We start from the raw sequence: 20,279 nt of genomic DNA on the forward strand, positions 1-20,279 counted from the left end.
CTCCTCAGTTGGAACCTTGAATCACGATCTCACTAAAAAGGAAATCCTGAATGTCCACACGCCCTAGAGAAAAAACCCGTCGAAGCGTTCGACGGGTTTTCAAGCAAATCGATTCCCATTTAAGGAATTATGCAGTAGCGAATGTCGCGCAAAATGTTCAGCGGTTCTGCGATAAAGACATGCGGAAAACAAGACGTTAAAGCACGTTGCATGAGGCTGGAAAGCTGCAACGTGCTTTAAGCGCAGTCAAACCGAAGTTTGATTGAATCAGAATGCGCGCTGAAGGCGAAGGAAGCCGTTCCAGCTCTCATTACGCTGATCTTCGTCTCTGTATTGAACGAAAATCTTTGTCGAGAGGTTGGTGGCGAGCTGATAATCAAGTGTCACACCAGCACCCCAGGCATCGCGAGAGCCGGCGAAGTCACCGCGCCCGTTCTGATCTATGGTCCAGAAATATTGGAAGCCAGGCGTCACGGTGAACTTGTCCGTGACTTTCAAAGCGTATTCAGCTGCAACTGTCCACTCAGATGCATCGTAATAGGCATTCTGGCCAGAGGCGTAGATCGCAGCCAGACCGAGCGTGCCGGGGCCGAGTTCCGCCATGGCAATACCGCGAACCGCGCCATTTTCCTGATCGGTATCATAACCGCCGAGGAGGTTGATCTTGACCGGACCGAATGCTGCGCCGACGATGGCTTCAATACCAACATTGTTCAAGCTTTTGACGACATTGCCGTTGGTGTAGGCTGCGCCTTCAAGTTCATCAACAGCCACGCCTGCGTAGAAGTCGCCCGCCGTGTAGGTGTAGCGAATGGCGTTAAACGTCGTTTGGCCGTTTGCGACCATATCGTTTTCGCCTGAAAGCTTGTCATCCCACCAGTTGAAGAAGTAGCCCACCTTAAGGCCGCCGACCTCAATGAAAGCCTGATCAATGTTGACGCCACGGGAGCCATTGTTGTCGGCATTGCCCTGAAGGCCAATGAAGCCTCGCAGTGTTCCGAGCTCAGAGTCAGAGCGGGCATCAATATCCAGCTGACCGCGCGTAAAAACATCCCAGTCAGAGGTCGAAGCTCTGCTCGCTACGCCGCCATTGGATGCGTCGCGACCAAAATTGACCTGGAAACGAACATAGCCTCCGATCTTGAGGCAGGTTTCAGAACCGGGAATGTAGAAGAAGCCAGCACCGAATGCATCGCAAACACGAACATATTCCATCGGCTCCGGCTCAGCGGCTACGATAGCATCAGCTGCGAAAGATGCTGACGTGAAAGATAAAGCAGCGACAGAGCTCGCGGCAACAAGTTTGAAATTCATGACTACCCCTCAATATTTATTGCCAAGTGTCGAACTGGTCGAATCACTTAGTCAGAAAATTTAAACATTGGAATTCAAATATGAGAAACTAAATATTCTGATATCTTGAATTTAATCCATATGTTCGTCTGTTGTTGCAATATTGCTACGCCTAATCGTTTTGCTGGTTGCATGAATTGAGCGATTTTTATGATAATGTATACAGACAGACTGAGGCGTCGGCTCGCTGAGTGTGTGAGGCATAGTAATATCAAAGCAGGAGGAATGCAAAAAAGGTGCGTCAGGCACCGTTCTCAAAGATTGCAAAGCATTTCTGAGCAATTGTAAGAAAATGACGTAGCAGTTTTCAGAACAGATACAGCCATGTCAGCAAGCAGCACGTCGTTTGCTTGCGTCTCAAAACGTAAAACAAAATCTGGAAAATCTCGGGCGATCCCGTGTCCGCCGGGATCTCCTCGCATCTTTGTCTGGCATCGGACCGAAAGCCGGCTCCCATTTTTCGGTCCAATAATTGAATATATCAGATCCAGCCCATCAGTTCGCGGCGCGTCATGTGCTCCAGCACCCGCATACCGTCTTCACTGTCGTTGAGGCAGGGAATATGCGCGAACTTTTCGCCGCCATTGTGCAAGAAGTCCTCGCCCGCTTCCTCGGCAATTTCCTCCAGCGTTTCCAAACAGTCTGAGACAAAGCCGGGATTAAGGATGGCAATCCGTTTGGTGCCTTCCTGTGCCAGCTTTTCCACCGTCTTGTCGGTATAGGGCTGCAGCCATTCCTCCGGCCCGAAACGCGACTGGAAGGTCACCATCAGCTTTTCCTTGGACCAGCCGAGACGTTCCCGCAGCAGGCGCGTCGTCTTGTAACACTGGCAGTGATAGGGATCGCCCTTCTTGAAGTAAGACATGGGGATGCCGTGATAGGAGGTGATCACCACTTCCGGCTCCCAATCCAGCGTGGCTAGATGCTTCTCGATGGAGTTCGCCAAGGCATCGATATAGACCGGATCGTCGTGATAGCGCGGCACGGTGCGAAGGGCTGGCTGCCAGCGCATTTTCAACAGCGCCTTGAAGGCTTCGTCATTCACGGTTGCTGTCGTGGCTGCGGCATATTGCGGATAGAGCGGGAAGAGCAGGATCTTCTCGCAGCCCGCCTTTTGCATTTCCTGCATTTTGGCCTGAATGGCAGGCTGGCCATAACGCATGGCCCAATCCACATGCACATGCGGCATGTCCTTGAAGCGCTCGGCCAGGATCTCCGCCTGATTGCGCGTGTAAGTGCGCAGGTAGCTCTCGTCGAGGTCCTTGTTCCAGATCGACTCGTAGGCCTTGCCCACTTTCTGGGGCCGCTTGTTCAGCACAATACCATAGAGGATCGGATACCAGAGGGCGCGGGGCCATTCGATGACACGCTTGTCGGTGAGGAACTCCTCCAGATAGCGGCGCATGGATTTATAATCGGTGCCATCTGGCGTGCCAAGGTTGACAAGCAGAACGCCCACCTTGCCGAAGCGAACCTCTGGGTGATCGGAGGGCAGATGGACTGCAGAAGCGTTCATCATCAAGAAATTCCCGGAAAATTGTTTGTGAAACCCGAGCCTACTACGTGTGCCGGATAAGTCTGGTTCTATCTAGAAAGAAAAAACGGTCCGGGAAAGCCCGGACCGCCGTCTGCCAAGCGACAAAAGGTCTCTGGTCTTATTGAGCGGGCAGTTGCAGCTCGTGGCCCACTTCGAGCAGGTTGGGATTGCGCAGCTTGTTGGCCTCCGCAATCTTCTTCCATTCCTCGCCATTGCCGTAGGTGGCTTCGGCGATCTTCCAGAGCGAGTCGCCCTTCATAACCTTGTAGGTTTTCGGCCCCTGCGATGCAGCCGCAGCAGGTGCAGCCGGAGCAGCAGTTGCCGGAGCGGAAGCTGCAGGTGCCGGTGTGGCCGGAGCAGGGGCTGCTGCCGGTGCCTGTGCGGTTGCGGCAGGCGCCGCCGGAGCCGGAGCCTTGGCCGGGGCCACGTAATCAGCAGGCGTGATATCCTGGATACGGCCATCGGTGTAGGGCTTGTACGGGTTGTTGGCTGTCAGGTAATCGGCAACCGCCTGTTCCAGGTTGGGGCCGAAGTCATAGGCGTTGATGGCATTGGTTGCGAATACCTTGAAGCCGTCGCCGCCGCCGCGCACATAGTTGTTGGTGACGACACCATAGGTTTTGGCCGGGTCGAGGGGGACGAATTTATCGCCTTCCTTGACCATGATGTCACTGATGCGGCTGCCCACCGGCTTGGAGCGGTCGAAGGCGTATTTCATGCCGCCAACCTGGGCGAAACGGCCAGCGCCGTCTTCGATCTGGCTCACACCGTTTTCAAGGGCGGCCTTGATATCCTCACCCTTCAACTGGAAGGTTGCGATGGTGTTCTGGAAGGGAAGAACCGTCAGCACTTCGCCCATGGTCACATCGCCCTGATCGATGGAGGCGCGCAGGCCACCGCCGTTGACGATGGCGATGGTGATGCCCTGGTCCTTGACGCGGTCAAGCGAAGCATCGGCTACGAGATTGCCCATGGAGCATTCCTTGGCGCGGCAGACCTTGCGGTCACCGTCAATTGCGCCTTCCGAAGATCCGACGACCTTCTTCTTCAGCTCTTCCAGCGGTGCGCCGAGTTCCTTCACCTTGGCGGCAAAGGCTTCATCCGGTGTAACGGAAGCATCCAGCAACTTCGGTGCGCCACTGGTGGATTTCACCACGCCGCTATCGTCGAAGGTAACCTGAAGCTCGCCGAGATATTTGGAATAGGCATAGGCAGTGACCACGGGAACTTCCACGCCGGACGGGTTCTTCACCAGCGTCGGGTAGGGGCCCGAGGACTTGGGGTCAGTCGAGGAGAGGTAGGTGTGGCTATGGCCGCCGACGATCACGTCGATCCCATCCACGGCTGCCGCAATTTCCTTATCCTTGTTGTAGCCCACATGGGTCAACGCGATGATCTTGTTGACGCCCTGGCCTTCAAGATCCTTCACGGCGGATTTCAGATAGGTGATCTCGTCTTCGAAGGTGATATCCGCGCCCGGCGACGAGGTTTCGCTCGTATCGGTGGCAAGCACGGAAACCACGCCAACCTTCTGACCGCCAATCTCCTTGATGAGATAGCCCTTGTACTTGCCGTCCAGCAGCGAGCCCTGCTTGGCCTTGGTGTTGCCGGAGATCATCGGGAACTTCAGCGCGCCGATGAACTTGTTCAACTCCTCCGGGCCATCATCGAACTCATGATTGCCAATCGCCATGGCATCGAAGCCGATGCCATTCATGAAATCCGCAATCGGGGCGCTCTTGAAGGTGGAGTAATAAAGCGAGCCCTGGAACTGATCGCCAGCGTCGAGAACCAGGATATTGGCGTTCGCATTGTTCTTGCGGAACATGTCGATTGCGCTTTTGACGCGCGCAATGCCACCGAAGCATTCGTTGGCATCGGCCTCCTTCTGGGAGCAGGTGGCATCCGATTTGTTGATCGGCTCAATGCGCGAATGCAGATCGTTGATGTGAAGAATGTTGAGCTGGTAGTCGGCAAAGGCCACGCCGGAAGAAAGTGTAAAGGCGGCCGCTGCCAGCACGCTCAAGCCAAATCGTCTCATCATTCTGATGCCTCTCCTGTTTCGCAGGGCGCTCGTGTCTCGCGCCCGTTCCGCCATTTTCTAATTGTTCTTTATGACACTTCATCTGTCATGTTTTCATTTAGGTGGTTCGAACTCAAGCGAAATATGACAGTGGCGCCGCCCTGTGCATGACGGCTTTGCCCGGGAGGTAGCCGATACGAAAAAACCCCGCCGAAGCGGGGTTTTTAAAAAGCGCAAATCCAGGCGGTTTGCGTCAGATTTTCCGGGTCAACGAGAATTGCGAACCGCTATCGGCCGTGCAGTTCAGCTGCGACATGCTGACAAGCGCACAATTCACACGCGACTGTTTCTGGCGCACGATGGAGGTCATGTTGATCTCCACGAGGTTTGGCGCGCTTTGCGTATAGGTGCCCTTGGCTAGAAGCGTGTTGCTATCGGTAGAGTGGGTGTTGAAGGTACCGGCCTGGAAGGTGGACACGATGCCGTTCGGATCGACCCAGCTGCCCTCCACGCCCTGAGGCTGTTGCTGGGCAACAGGCGTTGGCCGGGTCTGAGGGGATGAAACACAGGCCGTCAGCATGGCAGCGGCGGCAATGAGCGCAAGGCTCCCTTTGACTTTCATTCTTGTCTCCCGCGATTCGGACGCGATTTCGGCATCACCCAGATGTAATACAAGGCGGGTGCTTTCACACCCGCCTTGTGCTGAATTTCAGTGGAAATTGAGGCAAGCGTCCTGAAATGGATCAGTTGCGCACAAGAATATTCTTGAACTGCCAGGGGTCCTTCTCGTCCAGATCTTCAGGGAAGAGGCCCGGACGGCCCTCGAGAGGCGTCCAATCCGTGTAATGGCCTTCGACCGGGCCGAGATAGGGCGTCTGCACTTCAAGGCAGCGCTTGTAGTCCACCTCATCGGCTTCAACGATGCCAGCCTTGGGATTTTCCAATGCCCAGACCATGCCAGCGAGAACAGCAGAGGTCACCTGAAGGCCGGTGGCGTTCTGGTAAGGCGCGATGCGGCGGGTTTCTTCCAGCGACAGACGCGAGCCGTACCAGTAGGCGTTTTTCTCGTGGCCATAGAGCAGGACGCCCAGTTCATCGACGCCATCCACCAGTTCATTTTCGTCCAGAACGTGCAGAACCGGCTGGGCTGTGCCGCCATTGCCGAACATTTCATGCAGAGACAGCACGGCATCGTTTGCCGGGTGGTAGGCGTAATGGCAGGTGGGGCGGTAGGTAACCTCGCCATCCTTGTCACGGACGGTGAAGAAGTCCGCAATCGAGATGGATTCGTTGTGTGTTACCAGGAAGCCGTATTGGGGGCCGGGTGTCGGGCACCAGGTACGAACGCGGGTGTTCGCGCCGGGCTGTTCCAGATAGATGGCGGCCTTGCAGCCCTTCTTGTGCTTCTTGGCATTCTTGGGCATCCACTTTTCGTGCGTGCCCCAGCCGAGTTCGGACGGCTGCAGGCCTTCCGAGATGAAGCCTTCGACGGACCACGTGTTCCAGAACACGTTGAGCGGCTTCGGGTTCTTGGTGCGCTGGGTGTCGCGTTCGGCAATGTGAATGCCCTTCACGCCAACCTTCTTCATCAACTTCGCCCAGCCTTCGCGATCATCCACCGCAGGCTCTTCAAAGCTCAGGCCCGTGTCCTTGGCGATGTTCAGCAGTGCCTGCTTGACGAACCAGGAGACCATGCCCGGATTCGCGCCGCAGGTGGAAACGGCTGTCGTGCCGCCCGGATTCTTCTTCTTTTCCTGGCGCACGGTTTCGCGCAGCGCATAATTGGTGCGCTCGGAATTCTTCATGTTCTTGTCGAAATAGAAGCCGAGCCATGGCTCAACCACCGTATCGATGTAGAGAACATCCAGCTTGCGGCAGAGCTTCATCAGATCGAGCGAGCCGGTATCGACGGACAAGTTGACGCAGAAGCCCTGACCGCCACCATTGGTCAGAAGCGGCTTCAGCAGGTCCTTGTAGTTTTCCTTGGTCACATGCGACTGGATGAACTTTATGCCATGCTTGTCCAGAATGGCCTTGTCGTCGTCGCGCGGGTCGATCACGACCATCCGGCTCTTGTCGAACTTGAAGTGGCGCTCGATCAGCGGCAGCGTGCCGCGTCCAATCGAGCCGAAGCCGATCATGACGATCGGTCCGGTGATTTCGCCATATACCGGATAGGTCATTTCACTCATTTAGATCTCCTTGGAGGCGAAGCGTTGCAGGCTTCGCGGACGGTTTGCGGCCGAATTCATCTCGCACCGAACCAATAGTGACGGTTCTAGATCACAAATCCGCGACATAATAAAGACGCCGCCCTGTGGCTTGTTGCAGCTGAAATGCGATATGGCCGCGCAAGCAGTCCTTGGCCTAAAGATCTGCAAGTTGAGCCGGAATGAGGCCGCGCAGGGCATTTCCCACGAAGATCTTCCGGTCTTTCAGGTCTTCCGGCTTGAGAATCTCCGATTTTGCCCTGCCTTCTCGGATCAATTCGGCCCGCAAGACACCGGGCAGAAGCCCGCAGGAAAGGGGTGGCGTCAGCAATTGGCCGTCACTGGCTTCCACGAAGAGATTGGTGATCGTGCCCTCGCACAGCTCGCCGCGCTCGTTGAGCAGCAGAACCTCATCGGCCTCTTCCGGTTTGAATTCTGCACGGGCCGCCTCGTAGGGGTCGCGGCGGCTTGTCTTGTGGCGAAAAAGCGGATCGTCCGAGGCAAGGCGCTGCTGTGCGATGCGAAGCGTCCAGATGCTATCGGAGGCAATCGGCTGAAAGGTGGTGGCCGTTACGTCCGCCTTGCCGCGAAAGGTCACTGTCAGCCGTACCCGCATCGGCTCAGCGGAATCCTTGACGGCCTCCTGCAACAGTTTCATCGGGCTTTCCGGCTGGCGAAAGCCGAGGGCATCCGCAGATCGCTTCATGCGCCGCAAATGCTGGTCCAGCCGCAGGAAGCCTGCGCCCGGTTCCCATCTCAAGGTTTCGATCAGCGAGAAATCGGCTGATTGTTTACTGCGAACCGCGCTTTGAGCAGGCATTCCTCATATTCCGCTTCTGCCTTCGAATCGAAGACGATACCGCCACCCACATTGAAGATGGCTTTGCCGGCGCTGAACAGGGACAGCGTGCGGATTGCCACCGAAAAATTCATCGGGCCGGCGGGGTCGCAATAGCCGATCGCGCCGCAATAGACGTCTCTCGGCGCGGCCTCCAACCGTTCCAGAATTTGCATGGCCCACATTTTGGGCGCACCTGTGATGGAACCGCAAGGGAAAAGTGCGGCCAGAATTTCCGGCAGGCCAATATTCGGTAAAAGTTTTGCCCGCACATGGCTCACCATCTGGTGCAGGCTGGCATAGGTCTCGATGTGGAACAGCTTCGGCACGCAGAGCGAGCCGACCTCCGAAATCAGCGAGACGTCGTTGCGCAACAGGTCCACGATCATGCGGTTTTCGGCCTGCGTCTTTTCATCCGCCAGCATGGCGGCAATGATGGCGGCATCCTCCTCCGGGGTCTGCCCGCGCGGTGCCGTTCCCTTCATCGGGTGGGTCTCGAGCCAGCCATGCTCATCCACGCGGAAGAAAAGCTCCGGGGACCGCGACAGGATCACCGGCCCGCCCAGTTCGATGAGCGCGCTGTAGGAAACCGGCTGGCGGGCCGCAAGCGACTGGAAAAGCGCCTGCGGGGTTCCACTGTAGCGAGCCTCAACCGGCATTGTCAGGTTGGCCTGATAGCAGTCGCCGCGCCGCAAATGCTCATGCAGTCGTTCGAACCGGCTGCGGTATTCCTCGAAGCTCCAGCTCACGCGGGCATCGTCAATGCTGGCAGCTTGCAGCTCGGTCTTTGCGACCGGCCTTGCAAGTTCGTGCTCCATGCCAGCCGGAGCTGCGAAAACACCCATGGCAATCAGCGGTGTTTCGCGTCCATCCTCGATCAGCGGCTTTAGCTTTTCCTCGAAAACATAGCCCGCTTCATAGGAAATATAGCCCGCCAGCCAGTGCCCTGCGCGACGCGCTTCCTCAAGCTGTTGCAATGCTGGCAAAATACCTGCTGCCTCGTGCACGCGGATAATCTGCAAAGGCTGGTCGAAGACAAGGCAGCTGCCTTTTCGATCGTTGCGAAACAGCGCGTAGGGCCTTTGGGGCAATGAAGTGCTCACGAGTGATGACGGTTCCTGACGGTGTGCCGTTCAATTCAGCACACCGTCAGAAAGAACAGGTGCTAGGCTCTGTCAAGCGCTTCCAGCTCGTCGATCAGTCCCTCGATCATCGAAAGCCCCTTGCTCCAGAAGCTCGGGTCTGTCGCATCAAGGCCGAATGGCTTCAAAAGCTCGGAGTGATGTTTGGTGCCGCCAGCCTTCAGAAGCTCGAAATACTTCTGCTGGAAGCCGTCTTCGGCGTTCTGATAGACGGCGTAGAGCGAGTTCACCAGGCAATCGCCGAAGGCATAGGCATAGACGTAGAAGGGTGAGTGGATGAAGTGGGGGATATAGGTCCACCAGTTCTCATAGCCTTCCGAAATGCGAATGGATGGCCCAAGGCTATCCGTTTGCACCGATAGCCAGAGTTCGCCGATCTGCTCCGCCGTCAGCTCCCCTTCCTTGCGCGCGGTGTGCACCTTGCGCTCGAATTCATAGAAGGCAATCTGGCGCACGACGGTATTGATCATGTCCTCCACCTTCTGGGCCAGCATCGCCTTGCGCTCGCGCTTGTCGGCGGTTTTGTCCAGAAGCGCACGGAAGGTCAGCATCTCGCCGAACACGGACGCCGTTTCCGCCAGCGTCAGCGGCGTCTGGCACATGAGCGCGCCCTGGCTTCCCGCCAGCACCTGATGCACGCCGTGGCCAAGCTCATGTGCCAGCGTCATCACATCCCGCGGCTTGCCGAGATAGTTGACCAGTACGTAAGGATGGGCAGAAGGAACCGTGGGATGGGCAAAGGCGCCGGGTGCCTTGCCCGGACGGGCAGGCGCATCGATCCACTGCTCGTCGAAGAAACGGCGGGCGATATCAGCCATCTCCGGTGCAAAGCGATCATAGGCGGACAGCACGGTCTCGCGAGCCTGCTCCCAGGGGATCAGCGCATTCGGCGTTTCCGGCAGAGGTGCGTTCCGATCCCAGAAGTTCATTTGCTCCATGCCCAGCCATTTCGCCTTCATGGCATAATAGCGGTGGGAAAGGCGCGGATAGGCCTCGCGCACGGCGGCAGCCAGCGCATCCACGACCTCGCGCTCCACGCGATTGGCCAGATGGCGGCTGTCGGCAATATCCTCAAACCCACGCCAGCGATCGGAGATTTCCTTATCCTTGGCGAGCGTGTTGGTGATGAGGGTGAAGACGCGCAGGTTTTCCTTGAATGTCTTCGAAAGTGCTTCCGCTGCCTTGCGGCGCACCGGCTCCTGCGGCTCCTGCAGCATGTTGAGGGTGCGTTCCAGCGGCAGTTGCTGACCATCCACCTCGAAGCGAAGCTCGGCCATGGTCTCATCGAACAGGCGATTGAAGGCCGCGGCGCTGGTCATGGATTTTTCGAGGAACAATTGCTCCAGCCTGTCGTCCAGCTGGAATGGCTTGTCCTTGCGCAGATCCAGAAGCCAGGGCGCGTAGTGAGCCGCCTTTGAATCCTTTGCGATGGCGGCATCGACGAGGTGATCCTCGATGCGGTTCAGTTCCAGCGCAAAAAAGAGCAGATGCGCGGAGATCTCCGTCAGCTTTGCCTGCACGTCGCCAAAGAACTTGCCATTGGCGGGATCACTTGTATCGGAAAAATAGGTGAGGCCAGCAAAGGAGCCGATCTTGCCGAGAAGATCTTCGAGTTGCTCGAATTCTTCCAGTGCAGCGCCAAGGCCATCGTCACCGGTCCTGGCTGCCGCATCTGCCAGCTTGCCCTTCCAGCGCTTTTCGAAGGCTTGCGCCTGGTTCAGCGCCTTGCCCATATCTTCCTTAAATTGCATAGTCTCGCGCGACGGGTAGAGATCCTCCAGGCGCCAGGTGGGCAAATTACCCAGTTCCGCTTCGGCAGAAGTTGCAGTATCTGCCGTGGACGCCGGGGCATGACTTGCCCAATTCGACACAGGATGGGATGAAATGCGAGTAATCAAAGAGGATCTCCTGCTATCTTCTGGCGCAAATCGAAGCGCTTCTTCTGTTTTGCAACGTGCATGTTAAAATGCAAGTGTTTCTCCCAAGGGGATGTTTAACCCTTTCTGACACAAAGAAGCCAATGGTCCTCCGGGACTTTCATTCAAGACTTCGGAGCTAGCATGACGGCCCAAATCCTTGTTGTCGATGACGACCCCGTCCAGCGTCGCCTTCTGAAAAATGCCGTGGAGCGGCATGGTCACGAAGCCCATCTTGCTGAAAACGGTCGCCTTGCCCTTGAGTTGCTCAAGCGCAACCGCAATCAGTTTAACGTGATCGTGCTCGATCTCATGATGCCGGAGATGGATGGTCTCGGCTTCCTGCAGGCAGCGGGGGAACTGGGCCTCGAAACGCCCGTCATCGTGCAGACCGGTCAGGGCGGTATCGAGACTGTCGTTCAGGCCATGCGGGCGGGCGCCTTCGATTTCGTGGTAAAGCCGGTTTCGCCGGAGCGCATTGCCGCTTCCATCGCCAATGCCTTGAAGGTGGACCATCGCGAAGCCAGGGTGAAGGCGACGCGAAAGACAAAGAATTCGGCCGTCACGTTTGGCGATATCGTGTCCGCAAGCCCCGATATGCTGCGCGTCATCGATCTGGCCCATCGTGCATCTCAATCCAATATTCCGGTCGTGCTGGAAGGCGAATCCGGCGTGGGCAAGGAAATGATAGCCCGCGCGATACAGGCTGGCGGCGAACGTGCGAACAAGCCGTTCATCACGGTCAATTGTGGCGCAATTCCTGCCAATCTGGTGGAAAGCATCCTGTTTGGCCATGAGAAGGGCGCCTTTACCGGGGCGACAGAGCGGCATACAGGCAAATTCCTGGAGGCCGACGGCGGCACGCTCTTCCTGGATGAAATCGGCGAACTGCCGCTGGAAGTGCAGGTGAAGCTTCTGCGTGCCGTGCAGCAGGGAGAGATCGAAACCGTCGGTGCCGGTCGGGTGCAGAAGGTCGATGTGCGGTTGATTTCCGCCACCAACAAGGATTTGATCGAAGAGGTTCGCGCCGGACGTTTCCGTGAGGATCTCTATTATCGCCTCAACGTGTTCCCGATCACCATTCCGGCACTTCGTCGCCGCAAGGAAGATATTCCGCATCTGGCGCGTACCTTCACCGAGCGCTTCTCGGCCGAACAGAAATTGCCCATGCCGCTGACGGTCGGAGCCGGTGCCATGGCGCTGCTGACGGCCTATGACTGGCCAGGCAATATTCGCCAGCTCGAAAATGCAATCTTCCGCGCCGTGGTGCTGGCGGAAGGGACCGAACTTACAGAAAAGGACTTCCCGCAGATCGCGGCGCAGCTTCCCGCCTATCAGAGCCAGGAACTGCTTGCGACTGCCGTTGCCGGTCAGGATGACCAGAATGACGGTGACGAGGCGGAGGCCATGTCGGAACTGCTTCGCTCGGCCCGTGCCGATCTGGCGCGCAATTCTTCTCACCAGACATCGGGCGATGGGGTTATCGTCAGCACCGATGAGACCGGCGAGATTCGCAAGCTGGCAGATGTCGAAGAGGAACTGATCCGCTTTGCGCTGAAGTTCTATCGTGGCCAGATGAGCCAGGTAGCGCGCAAGCTCGGGATCGGGCGCTCCACCCTTTACCGCAAGCTGAAGGATTACGGGATTGACCCCGACGACCCTTTGAAGGAGGCGGCGTAAACCCCGCGCCGCCTCAGCCCCCGCCAAAATAGCTGTTTACTTTTGGGTAAGGATAGTTTGTTACCGTTCGTCAACCTTTCATTAGTCACTTGTTGACTATGAAATAACTGCTTGTGCTTGTGTGGCAGATTTGCCATCGTGTCACCGCAATTCACGGTCATGTGAGGCAACACCGATTGTTGTCTATCGGACGGGGAACGATTTGCCTTATACGAATGCAGATTCAACGCCTTCGGGTGACAACGGATGGCGCTTCGGCCGCTCATGTCTGAGCCGCCTCGCAAAGCGTGCGACCGGAGCCGTGATGGCGCTTGCGATCGGTTTTTCCATCGCGGCGATGCCCAATCGCGAAGCATCTGCAGCTGGTGATACGCGCAGCCTCAAGCTCTATTTCGTGCATACCGGCGAGCGTGCCGTCATCACTTACAAGCGGAATGGCCGTTTCGACCCGAAAGGGCTTCAGGAGTTGAACCGCTTCCTGCGCGACTGGCGGCGTAACGAACCCACCCGCATGGATCCGCGCCTGTTCGATCTGGTTTGGGAAGTTTATCGCCGCGTCGGTGCAAGCGATTACATTCACGTCGTTTCGGCCTACCGCTCGCCCAACACCAACGGCATGCTGCGTTCACGCACCAAGGGTGTGGCCAAGAACAGCCAGCATATGCTTGGCAAGGCGATGGACTTCTTCATTCCTGGCGTCAAACTTTCGACCCTGCGTGAGACGGCCATGAAGCTTCAGGTGGGTGGCGTGGGCTTTTACCCAAGCTCCGGCTCTCCCTTCGTTCACCTGGATGTTGGCGGCGTTCGCGCCTGGCCGCGCATGTCCCGTCAGGATCTCGTCCGGCTCTTCCCGAGCGGCAACACCATGCACCTTCCTGCAGATGGCAAGCCATTGCCGGGCTATGAGCAGGCCGTTGCCGATTACAAGCGCCGCGTCGCGGCCGATTCCATTCAGATCGCTGGTACTGCTGGCGGTTATTCCTCCTCGTCCTCGCGCGACAAGCCGAAGAACCTGATCGCCATGCTATTTGGCGGGGGTGATGAAGAGGAGGATGCCGAAGAAATTGCAGCGCCAACCATGGTGGCGCAACGGCCTCAGCCGGCGGCACGAGCTGCTGCATCGGACGATGGCGAAGAGGGTGGTGCGCCCGTGGCTGTGGCCAGTGCTGCTCCGACCCCGGCAAGCCAGGTTGCCATTGCTGCACCGGTTCCGCAGGCGCGGCCAGCCTTCCGTCAGGATCAGGCGGCAGGCAGCTTTGCCACGGCGCTTTATTCTCCTCAGCGCGATACCGCACAGCAGGCGATCGAGGCTGCCATGCCGGCAACGCCTGTTACCCCTCTGGCGCGTCCGGCACAGGAAAATCCTGGCTACGTCGATCTTGCCAGCATGTCGGTTCCCGTTCCAACGCTGCTTGGAGCGCGTGGCATGAAGGGTGATGCACAGGCAGGTATTGCGACGGCCTCCCTCGCGCAGCCGGGAACGGATGAATATATGCTGGCCTCGGTGCCTGTGCCTGCAACGCGTCCGGCCATTGCCCAGGCACGGGCGGAAACCGTGGCTGCCGCGACCAGCGATGCCGCAGGTGAAAAGCAGATGTTGACGCCGGATCTGGTGGCAGAACTTGCCCGCACGGCGGAGGAGACCGAGATTGCCAATCCGCCGGTTCCGGCAGCAGCAAAGCGTCCGGCTGAGCAGCAGGTTGCCCTGGCTTCCCCGAAGCCTGCCGATACGGGCGTGAGGGGCATGACCTTCAACGATGGTTTCGATATGCCGAAACCCGCACCGCATTCGGCACAGCCTGAAACGACGCATGCGCCGAAGCCGCAGCCGATGCAGAATGTGAAGGCCGTCAAGGGCGGTGCCGTTACCAAGCTCGGCGGTCGCCCAGCATCTCCTGACACGAAGGTTCTGACCGGAGACGTGCTGGCCAAGTGGGCGACGAACACCAACCGGACGGATGCCAGCGCTTCTGTAAAGGCTCCGCGTTTGATGACGCGTGCCTTCAGTGCGGAGCTTTCAGCGGCCTATAGCGGTGGTTTCCGGCCTGTTTCCCAGGCTGTGGCAGTCGATCCCAACCGCTTCAGCGATGCCAATGGCGTCAAGCCCTGATCCATCCTGAATATGATGCGGGCGGATACCGCGTCCCGCCAAAAGAAAAAGGCCTCCGGTCGTGTGACGGGAGGCCTTTGGAGCGTTTTCGTATCTCACAGAAACACGAAAGCCATATAACTCTTTGTTTTTGCGGATTTTCGGACGAAAAACCGCAACGCACTTTTACTGGAAATGCTGTGGTTTTGCCGTCAGGGACGTTGATCAGGCGGCTTCGTCAGCTGGCGCGATGACCATGCCAAGGGCTTGCAGGTAGGTGTCGAGGATCAGATCCTCTTCCATACGCTCCTGCTCGTCCTTCTTGCGCAATGCAATCACCTTTTTCAGGATCTTGGTGTCGAAGCCCATGGATTTTGCTTCGCCATAGACATCCTTGATGTCGTCGGCGATGGTCTTCTTTTCTTCTTCCAGTCTCTCGATGCGCTCAACAAAGGCGCGGAGTTGGTCGCGGGCGACGCCATGAGCATCAGACATCGGGGCCTCCTGTCACAATGAGGATTAAATCTTCCGCGCAGGCCTGTCGGCCCTTGCTGTTGTATTTGCCTCGAGCGCTGTAGCGCCCCGGCGAGTGGGCGTTCAAGTGCCGTGAACTCATGGCAAGGTCAAGGCCCTTCGCAGCTCGGCTTACGATTTATGCGGATTGGCCGTTTCGAAAGCCGCCTTCTGGGCCTCTGTCGCGTCGCTCTGATACTGCTGCTTCCACTGCTCATAGGGCATTCCATAGACGATCTCGCGCGAAAGATCTTTCGAGACAGGCAGTCCAGCCTCCTCGGCGGCTTCACGATACCAGTTGGACAGGCAGTTGCGGCAAAAGCCCGCCAGGTTCATCAGGTCGATGTTTTGAACATCCGTGCGGTTGCGCAAATGCTGTACCAGCCTGCGGAAGGCGGCGGCTTCCAGTTCTGTTTTCTGCTGCTGGGTGAGTTCGCTCATCGTCTTGCCTCAAATGTCATCGGGATAGGGGCCGGTGCGGGATGGGAATATCCTGTATTCGTGAAGCTCCGGCATGGCGTTCATCTTTGCGAAGATGGGCTCCAGCCGATCGGCCCAGGCGCTGATTCCCTGATCGTCGCCAATCAGATCCTGCCGCACCTCAAGCAGGGCATGCGGAATGCCACGTCGCATACAATGGCGGTACATCGTGTCGTTTTTCAGTGCGCCATCATAGGGCTCGTTATCCCCGACCAGCAGGTCGCCCTCCGCTTCCAGCAGGGAAATGAGGGGGCGCACGGCCCGGTCATCGCTATCCCACAGCACTGCGGCATGCCAGGGGCGCGCAACGCCCTTCCAGGCCGGGGTGTAGGAATGCAGTGACAGAACCAGCGGAGCTTTTTCCGTCTTCGCCGCGACACTCGCCACCGTGGCATCCACAGCTTTGTGATAGGGGCGATGGAAGGTGTTCAGCCGATAATCCCACTCCGTCTCGGAGATCGGGTAATTGCCCGGCACGATGGCGCCATCGGAAATTTTCATGATCAAGGTTGGGTCGTCTTCCCCCCGGTTCGGGTCAATCAGAAGACGTGAGAAGCAGGAGAGGACTGCCGGCACACCGAGGCGTGCTGCGAGCTGGCGGGTGAGGCCCTCAATGCCTATGTCGTAGGCGATGTGACGGCGGAAGGCCGCCTCGTCCAGCCCCAGCGACCCATAGCGTGGGGGCAGTCGGTTCATGGCATGATCTGCCAGAAGAACCATGCCTTTGTCATGATCTCCTGCTATGACCTCGTACGATTCGAATTCTTGCATACCTGTCATTGTCTGCCTGCTTCATGGACATTCGCGTCTTGATGACATGGCAACTATTGGCGGTGCAAGCACCGGGTTCAGAAAGTCAACCGCGACCATTGGCTATTTAATCGATTAGATTTAATTGACATTCGGGAGGCGGCGGGCGAAGACAGTGCAGATCATCTCTCATGGAGTCCCAGCGGAAGCCGTGTCGAAACAGTTTTTCTCATCCATTCTCAAGGTCATGCCGGCATTTGCCTTCGTTGTTGCGAGCGCACCGGTTCTTTTTGCTGCCGCACCGGCCCATGCCGATTTCCGGGTGTGCAACGGCACGCAGAATCTGGTGGGGGTTGCCATTGGCTACCGTGCCGCGGAAGGCTGGATCTCGGAAGGCTGGTGGCAGGTACCTGCTTCCAGTTGCGCGACTCTCATCGAAGGTGAACTGCAATCCCGCTATTATTACCTCTACGCGGAAGATGCCGCGCGGGGTGGTCGCTGGACCGGTGATGTCAACATGTGCGTTGCCGAAAACGAGTTCAAGATCACCGGTGTGGGCGATTGCTTCGCCCGCGGCTACCAGCGCATGGGGTTCAAGGAATATGACACGGGCCGTCAGGGAAGCTGGATGGTCCAGCTGTCTGATACGCCCGGTACGCAAGAAGGCCAGAAGTGATGAAGCGTAATCGCAAAGTAAAGATCCTCGCAACGCTGGGTCCCGCATCCTCCGATGAGGCGATGATCGAGAAACTGCATCTGGCGGGTGCCGACCTCTTCCGCATCAATATGAGCCATGCCAGCCATGACCTGATGCGAACGCTGATCGAGCGTATTCGTGCTGTCGAAGCCCGCAACGGTCGCCCCATTGGCATTCTTGCCGACCTGCAGGGTCCCAAGCTGCGCGTCGGCAAATTCGCCAACACCAAGGTGACGCTCGCCCCGGGCCAGACGTTCACACTCGATAACAATGAAGCGCCAGGCGATGAAAACCGTGTTTTCCTTCCGCATCCGGAAATTCTGGAAGCCGTGAAGCCCGGCCATCGCCTTCTGATCGACGATGGCAAGTTGATGCTGCGCGCTGAGAAGTGCGATGGCAAGAGCATCGTCTGCACCGTCGTGGCTGGTACATCCATCTCCGATCGCAAGGGTGTCAGCCTCCCGGATACGCTGCTGGGCGTTGGCGTTCTGACGGATAAGGACCGCGCCGATCTCGACGCCGTTCTGGCGACCGATCAGGTGGATTGGGTGGCGCTCTCCTTCGTTCAGCGTCCGGAAGACCTGGCGGAAGTGCGCAAGATTTCCAAGGGTCGCGTTGGTCTGATGTCCAAGATCGAGAAGCCGCAGGCTATCGAGCGTATTGAGGAAATCATCGATCTTTCCGACGCGCTGATGGTGGCACGTGGCGACCTTGGCGTTGAAATGCCGCTGGAAGCGGTTCCCGGCATTCAGAAGCAGCTGACGCGCGCCTGCCGCCGCGCCGGCAAGCCGGTGGTCGTTGCCACGCAGATGCTGGAAAGCATGATTTCCGCGCCTGTTCCAACCCGTGCAGAAGTATCGGATGTTGCAACCGCCGTGTTTGAAGGTGCGGATGCCATCATGCTTTCGGCAGAATCTGCTTCCGGTCAGTATCCGGTCGAGGCAGTTTCCACCATGGCATCCATTGCCCACACCGTTGAGCAGGATCCTTACTACTCGAACATCATCTACGCGCAGCGCCCGTCGCCGGAAGCCACAGGCGCAGATGCCATCTCGCTGGCTGCACGCCAGATTGCGGAAACGCTCAATCTGGCAGCCATCGTCACCTACACATCCTCCGGCACGACGGGCCTTCGCGCTTCTCGTGAGCGGCCGCAGGTGCCGATCATCGCCCTCTCGCCGGTGGTGCAGACGGCGCGCCGTCTGTCGGTCTGCTGGGGCTTGCACTGTGTGGTGGCGGAAGAGCCGAGCGATCTGGACGATATGGTCAACAAGGCCTGCCGGATCGTGGCTTCGGAAGGTTTTGGCAAGCCTGGCGACCGCATCATCATCTCTGCTGGCGTGCCGCTCGGTACACCAGGTGCAACGAACATGCTGCGCATTGCCTATATCGGCCCGGATGGGCAGTCCGGCGTCTAATCGCTGAAAGCCTGCAGTCTTTACAACGCCCGGATGCCAGTCCGGGCGTTTTGCATTCAGACAGACCTCTGGCGAAACACGCTCAGGGCTTTATCAGGCCGCCGCAATAGTCCAGCGCATAGGCGGTTTGTCCCTCAACGGATATGGTCTCGCGGCCAGAGAAACGGGCCGCATCGCCGCTGTTGGTGTCGATATAGGCTCCATGCGGGCCATGCCATTCAAAGCCGCCAAGAAATCGCTGATGGTGTGTGTAAAGGCTTGAAAGCGCGGATTTGATTGTCTGACCCGCCCGCTGGGCATCGATGAGGTCTGGCCGCAGCACATAGCCGTAATAATTCATGGCCCAGACCGGCTTGCCCAGATGCCATATGACTTCCTGGCCAATGAAATCGGTTCCACCGAAATAGCTATCGAGGTAACGCCAGTCACCAGCCTGCCATGCAAGGTCATGAGACCCGGGCCGGCTGGACAGGATGGGCCTGCCATCGCCGACATAACTGGCCTGTTTTGCCTGCACGATCACGCCATTGAGATGCTCGATGTCCACGATTGCTCCTCCCTGAGGTTGGAACAAAATAAGAACATATCGAGCGCGTGGTCAAGGCGTTTCGCGATTGCTGCGATTTTCCCGCGCCACTCTGGCATTGATCGCCTGCGCCATTGCCTCAAGGTCGCGTGGTTGTCCGGACAGTTTTTCCATGGCAGCAATTGCAAGATCGGTCGCCACGTAATCCGGCTTGTGTCCGACGCCCTGCAGCCAGATCAGCTCGGAATTTCGGATGTCGCGCTTCAGGCCAACGGAATGAATATTGGCCAGCACGATAGGATCGCTATCGCCTGTCATGATGATGGCCGGTGTCTCAATGTCTGTATAGCGAGGAGAAACTCGCGTCACATAGCCCAGCAGATTGGCCACATCCTCAGCATTGTTCTGAAAGGCTGAGGGCCGGAGGACCAAGGCAGGAGCGCCTTCCTCCACATAGGTTTCGCGTCTCTGATTGGGTGCGAAGACAGATTTGGTCGCGCCATCCATCAGTAACAACCCGGCGGGCATGGCAAGTGTGTGGCTGAACAGCCAGCCAATCACGGGCGTTGAGGTGACGCGGTAGTGCCAATCGATGCCGCCTGGCCATGGATGTGTTGCAGGCGCAAGATACAGAGTGCCAATGACCTTGTCTGCATGGTTCAGCGCAAAGCTTGCGGCAATGGCCCCGCCGAAGGAATGCGCGACAATAATCGCTTTCCGGATGCCGAGCTTCTCCATCAGTTTCGAAATGGCCGCAGCTTGCCCATCGGGATAGGCGTTTTCCGGCCCGCCCCGTTGTGAATAGCCATGGCCCGGGCGGTCTACGAAGAGAAGTTCGGCCCGTCCCTTCAGCGGTGCCAGAAAGGCAGCCTCCTGATCACGAAGATTGCCGCTGGCGCCGTGGATGAAGACAATCGGGGGCAGGTCGGCTTCTGGTCCGGCCGGAACATGCAGAGCGTTCAGCTTGTAGCCGCCAACATCCGTCAGAGTGCCGATATTGGGAAACGCGCGCTCAATCGCGGCCGCTTGCCATGCGGTAAAGCCGAACAGACCAGCGAGAAGGGCGAGGAGAAGGATAATCGCGATCAGAATATATGACAGGGGAGG

The 20,279-nt window shown here is 57.8% G+C and carries 17 protein-coding genes and 2 pseudogenes; 6 read left to right on the forward strand and 13 right to left on the reverse strand.

From position 1 onward, the window contains the following. Window positions 1-267 precede the first annotated feature (267 nt). The 8 genes from ACFSE1_RS06895 to ACFSE1_RS06930 all read right to left on the reverse strand — a co-directional run bounded on the left by ACFSE1_RS06895 (window position 268) and on the right by ACFSE1_RS06930 (window position 10,974). Window positions 268-1,314, reverse strand: a complete 1,047-nt coding sequence (locus tag ACFSE1_RS06895; RefSeq protein ID WP_377398387.1) for a porin — start codon at window positions 1,312-1,314, stop codon at window positions 268-270. A gap of 520 nt (window positions 1,315-1,834) precedes the next feature. Continuing rightward, window positions 1,835-2,869, reverse strand: coding sequence for a ferrochelatase (gene hemH, locus ACFSE1_RS06900; RefSeq protein WP_377398575.1), 1,035 nt, complete (start codon window positions 2,867-2,869; stop codon window positions 1,835-1,837). Window positions 2,870-3,008: 139 nt separating this feature from the next. Next, entirely contained in the window at window positions 3,009-4,934 is a 1,926-nt protein-coding gene (locus ACFSE1_RS06905; RefSeq protein ID WP_377398390.1) for a 5'-nucleotidase C-terminal domain-containing protein, read from the reverse strand. Between the two features lie 232 nt (window positions 4,935-5,166). Then, window positions 5,167-5,535 carry an outer membrane lipoprotein Omp10 gene (gene omp10, locus ACFSE1_RS06910; RefSeq protein ID WP_377398393.1) on the reverse strand — a complete coding sequence of 123 codons (369 nt, stop codon included), beginning with the start codon at window positions 5,533-5,535 and terminating at the stop codon, window positions 5,167-5,169. Between the two features lie 121 nt (window positions 5,536-5,656). Next, window positions 5,657-7,105, reverse strand: a complete 1,449-nt coding sequence (locus ACFSE1_RS06915; RefSeq protein ID WP_377398396.1) for a homospermidine synthase — start codon at window positions 7,103-7,105, stop codon at window positions 5,657-5,659. A 175-nt stretch (window positions 7,106-7,280) separates the two neighbouring features. After that, window positions 7,281-7,943 (reverse strand): aminotransferase class IV family protein, encoded by a 663-nt coding sequence (locus ACFSE1_RS06920; RefSeq protein ID WP_377398399.1) that lies wholly within the window; start codon window positions 7,941-7,943, stop codon window positions 7,281-7,283. Then, window positions 7,892-9,064, reverse strand: coding sequence for an aminodeoxychorismate synthase component I (locus tag ACFSE1_RS06925; RefSeq protein ID WP_377398402.1), 1,173 nt, complete (start codon window positions 9,062-9,064; stop codon window positions 7,892-7,894). The genes ACFSE1_RS06920 and ACFSE1_RS06925 overlap by 52 nt, the downstream gene beginning before the upstream one ends. Before the next feature lie 62 nt (window positions 9,065-9,126). After that, on the reverse strand, window positions 9,127-10,974 hold the full coding sequence (locus ACFSE1_RS06930) for a M3 family oligoendopeptidase (protein WP_377398578.1): 1,848 nt from the start codon (window positions 10,972-10,974) through the stop codon (window positions 9,127-9,129). A gap of 189 nt (window positions 10,975-11,163) precedes the next feature. On the opposite strand from ACFSE1_RS06930, the pseudogene ACFSE1_RS06935 reads away from it, so the two are divergent. The 3 genes and pseudogenes from ACFSE1_RS06935 to ACFSE1_RS06945 form a co-directional block, all read left to right on the forward strand. Next, window positions 11,164-12,355: pseudogene (locus tag ACFSE1_RS06935) on the forward strand (sigma-54-dependent transcriptional regulator); the annotation flags it as partial. A 173-nt stretch (window positions 12,356-12,528) separates the two neighbouring features. Then, window positions 12,529-12,699: pseudogene (locus ACFSE1_RS06940) on the forward strand (helix-turn-helix domain-containing protein); the annotation flags it as partial. A gap of 202 nt (window positions 12,700-12,901) precedes the next feature. Continuing rightward, window positions 12,902-14,809 (forward strand): peptidoglycan L,D-endopeptidase MepK, encoded by a 1,908-nt coding sequence (locus ACFSE1_RS06945; RefSeq protein ID WP_417715440.1) that lies wholly within the window; start codon window positions 12,902-12,904, stop codon window positions 14,807-14,809. A gap of 204 nt (window positions 14,810-15,013) precedes the next feature. Here ACFSE1_RS06945 and ACFSE1_RS06950 read toward each other — a convergent pair whose 3' ends face one another. The 3 genes from ACFSE1_RS06950 to ACFSE1_RS06960 all read right to left on the reverse strand — a co-directional run bounded on the left by ACFSE1_RS06950 (window position 15,014) and on the right by ACFSE1_RS06960 (window position 16,552). Beyond that, window positions 15,014-15,283 (reverse strand): DUF2312 domain-containing protein, encoded by a 270-nt coding sequence (locus ACFSE1_RS06950; RefSeq protein ID WP_062555709.1) that lies wholly within the window; start codon window positions 15,281-15,283, stop codon window positions 15,014-15,016. A 150-nt stretch (window positions 15,284-15,433) separates the two neighbouring features. Then, a complete protein-coding gene (locus ACFSE1_RS06955; protein WP_377398408.1) occupies window positions 15,434-15,742 on the reverse strand; it encodes a DUF1244 domain-containing protein in 309 nt (102 codons plus the stop codon). A 9-nt stretch (window positions 15,743-15,751) separates the two neighbouring features. Then, the gene (locus ACFSE1_RS06960; RefSeq protein ID WP_377398581.1) at window positions 15,752-16,552 is read right to left on the reverse strand and encodes an N-formylglutamate amidohydrolase; all 801 of its coding nucleotides are present in this window, start codon (window positions 16,550-16,552) and stop codon (window positions 15,752-15,754) included. Window positions 16,553-16,778: 226 nt separating this feature from the next. On the opposite strand from ACFSE1_RS06960, the gene ACFSE1_RS06965 reads away from it, so the two are divergent. Then, entirely contained in the window at window positions 16,779-17,207 is a 429-nt protein-coding gene (locus tag ACFSE1_RS06965; RefSeq protein WP_377398584.1) for a DUF1036 domain-containing protein, read from the forward strand. Further along, window positions 17,207-18,646 (forward strand): pyruvate kinase, encoded by a 1,440-nt coding sequence (pyk, locus tag ACFSE1_RS06970; protein WP_377398411.1) that lies wholly within the window; start codon window positions 17,207-17,209, stop codon window positions 18,644-18,646. The genes ACFSE1_RS06965 and pyk overlap by 1 nt, the downstream gene beginning before the upstream one ends. A gap of 82 nt (window positions 18,647-18,728) precedes the next feature. Here the strand turns inward: pyk and ACFSE1_RS06975 are convergent, their stop codons facing one another. Next, window positions 18,729-19,196: a DUF5680 domain-containing protein gene (locus ACFSE1_RS06975; RefSeq protein ID WP_377398587.1), complete on the reverse strand. Its 468-nt coding sequence runs from the start codon at window positions 19,194-19,196 to the stop codon at window positions 18,729-18,731. 48 nt (window positions 19,197-19,244) lie between these two features. Beyond that, window positions 19,245-20,096: an alpha/beta fold hydrolase gene (locus tag ACFSE1_RS06980; protein WP_377398590.1), complete on the reverse strand. Its 852-nt coding sequence runs from the start codon at window positions 20,094-20,096 to the stop codon at window positions 19,245-19,247. Between ACFSE1_RS06980 and ACFSE1_RS06985 the strand changes: the two genes are divergently transcribed. Then, window positions 19,980-20,270: a hypothetical protein gene (locus tag ACFSE1_RS06985; protein ID WP_377398414.1), complete on the forward strand. Its 291-nt coding sequence runs from the start codon at window positions 19,980-19,982 to the stop codon at window positions 20,268-20,270. The two genes, ACFSE1_RS06980 and ACFSE1_RS06985, sit on opposite strands and share 117 nt — an antisense overlap. The last annotated feature ends 9 nt before the right edge of the window (window positions 20,271-20,279 follow it).

The organism is Affinirhizobium helianthi, assembly GCF_042680945.1.
Classification (GTDB): Bacteria; Pseudomonadota; Alphaproteobacteria; order Rhizobiales; family Rhizobiaceae; genus Neorhizobium; species Neorhizobium helianthi.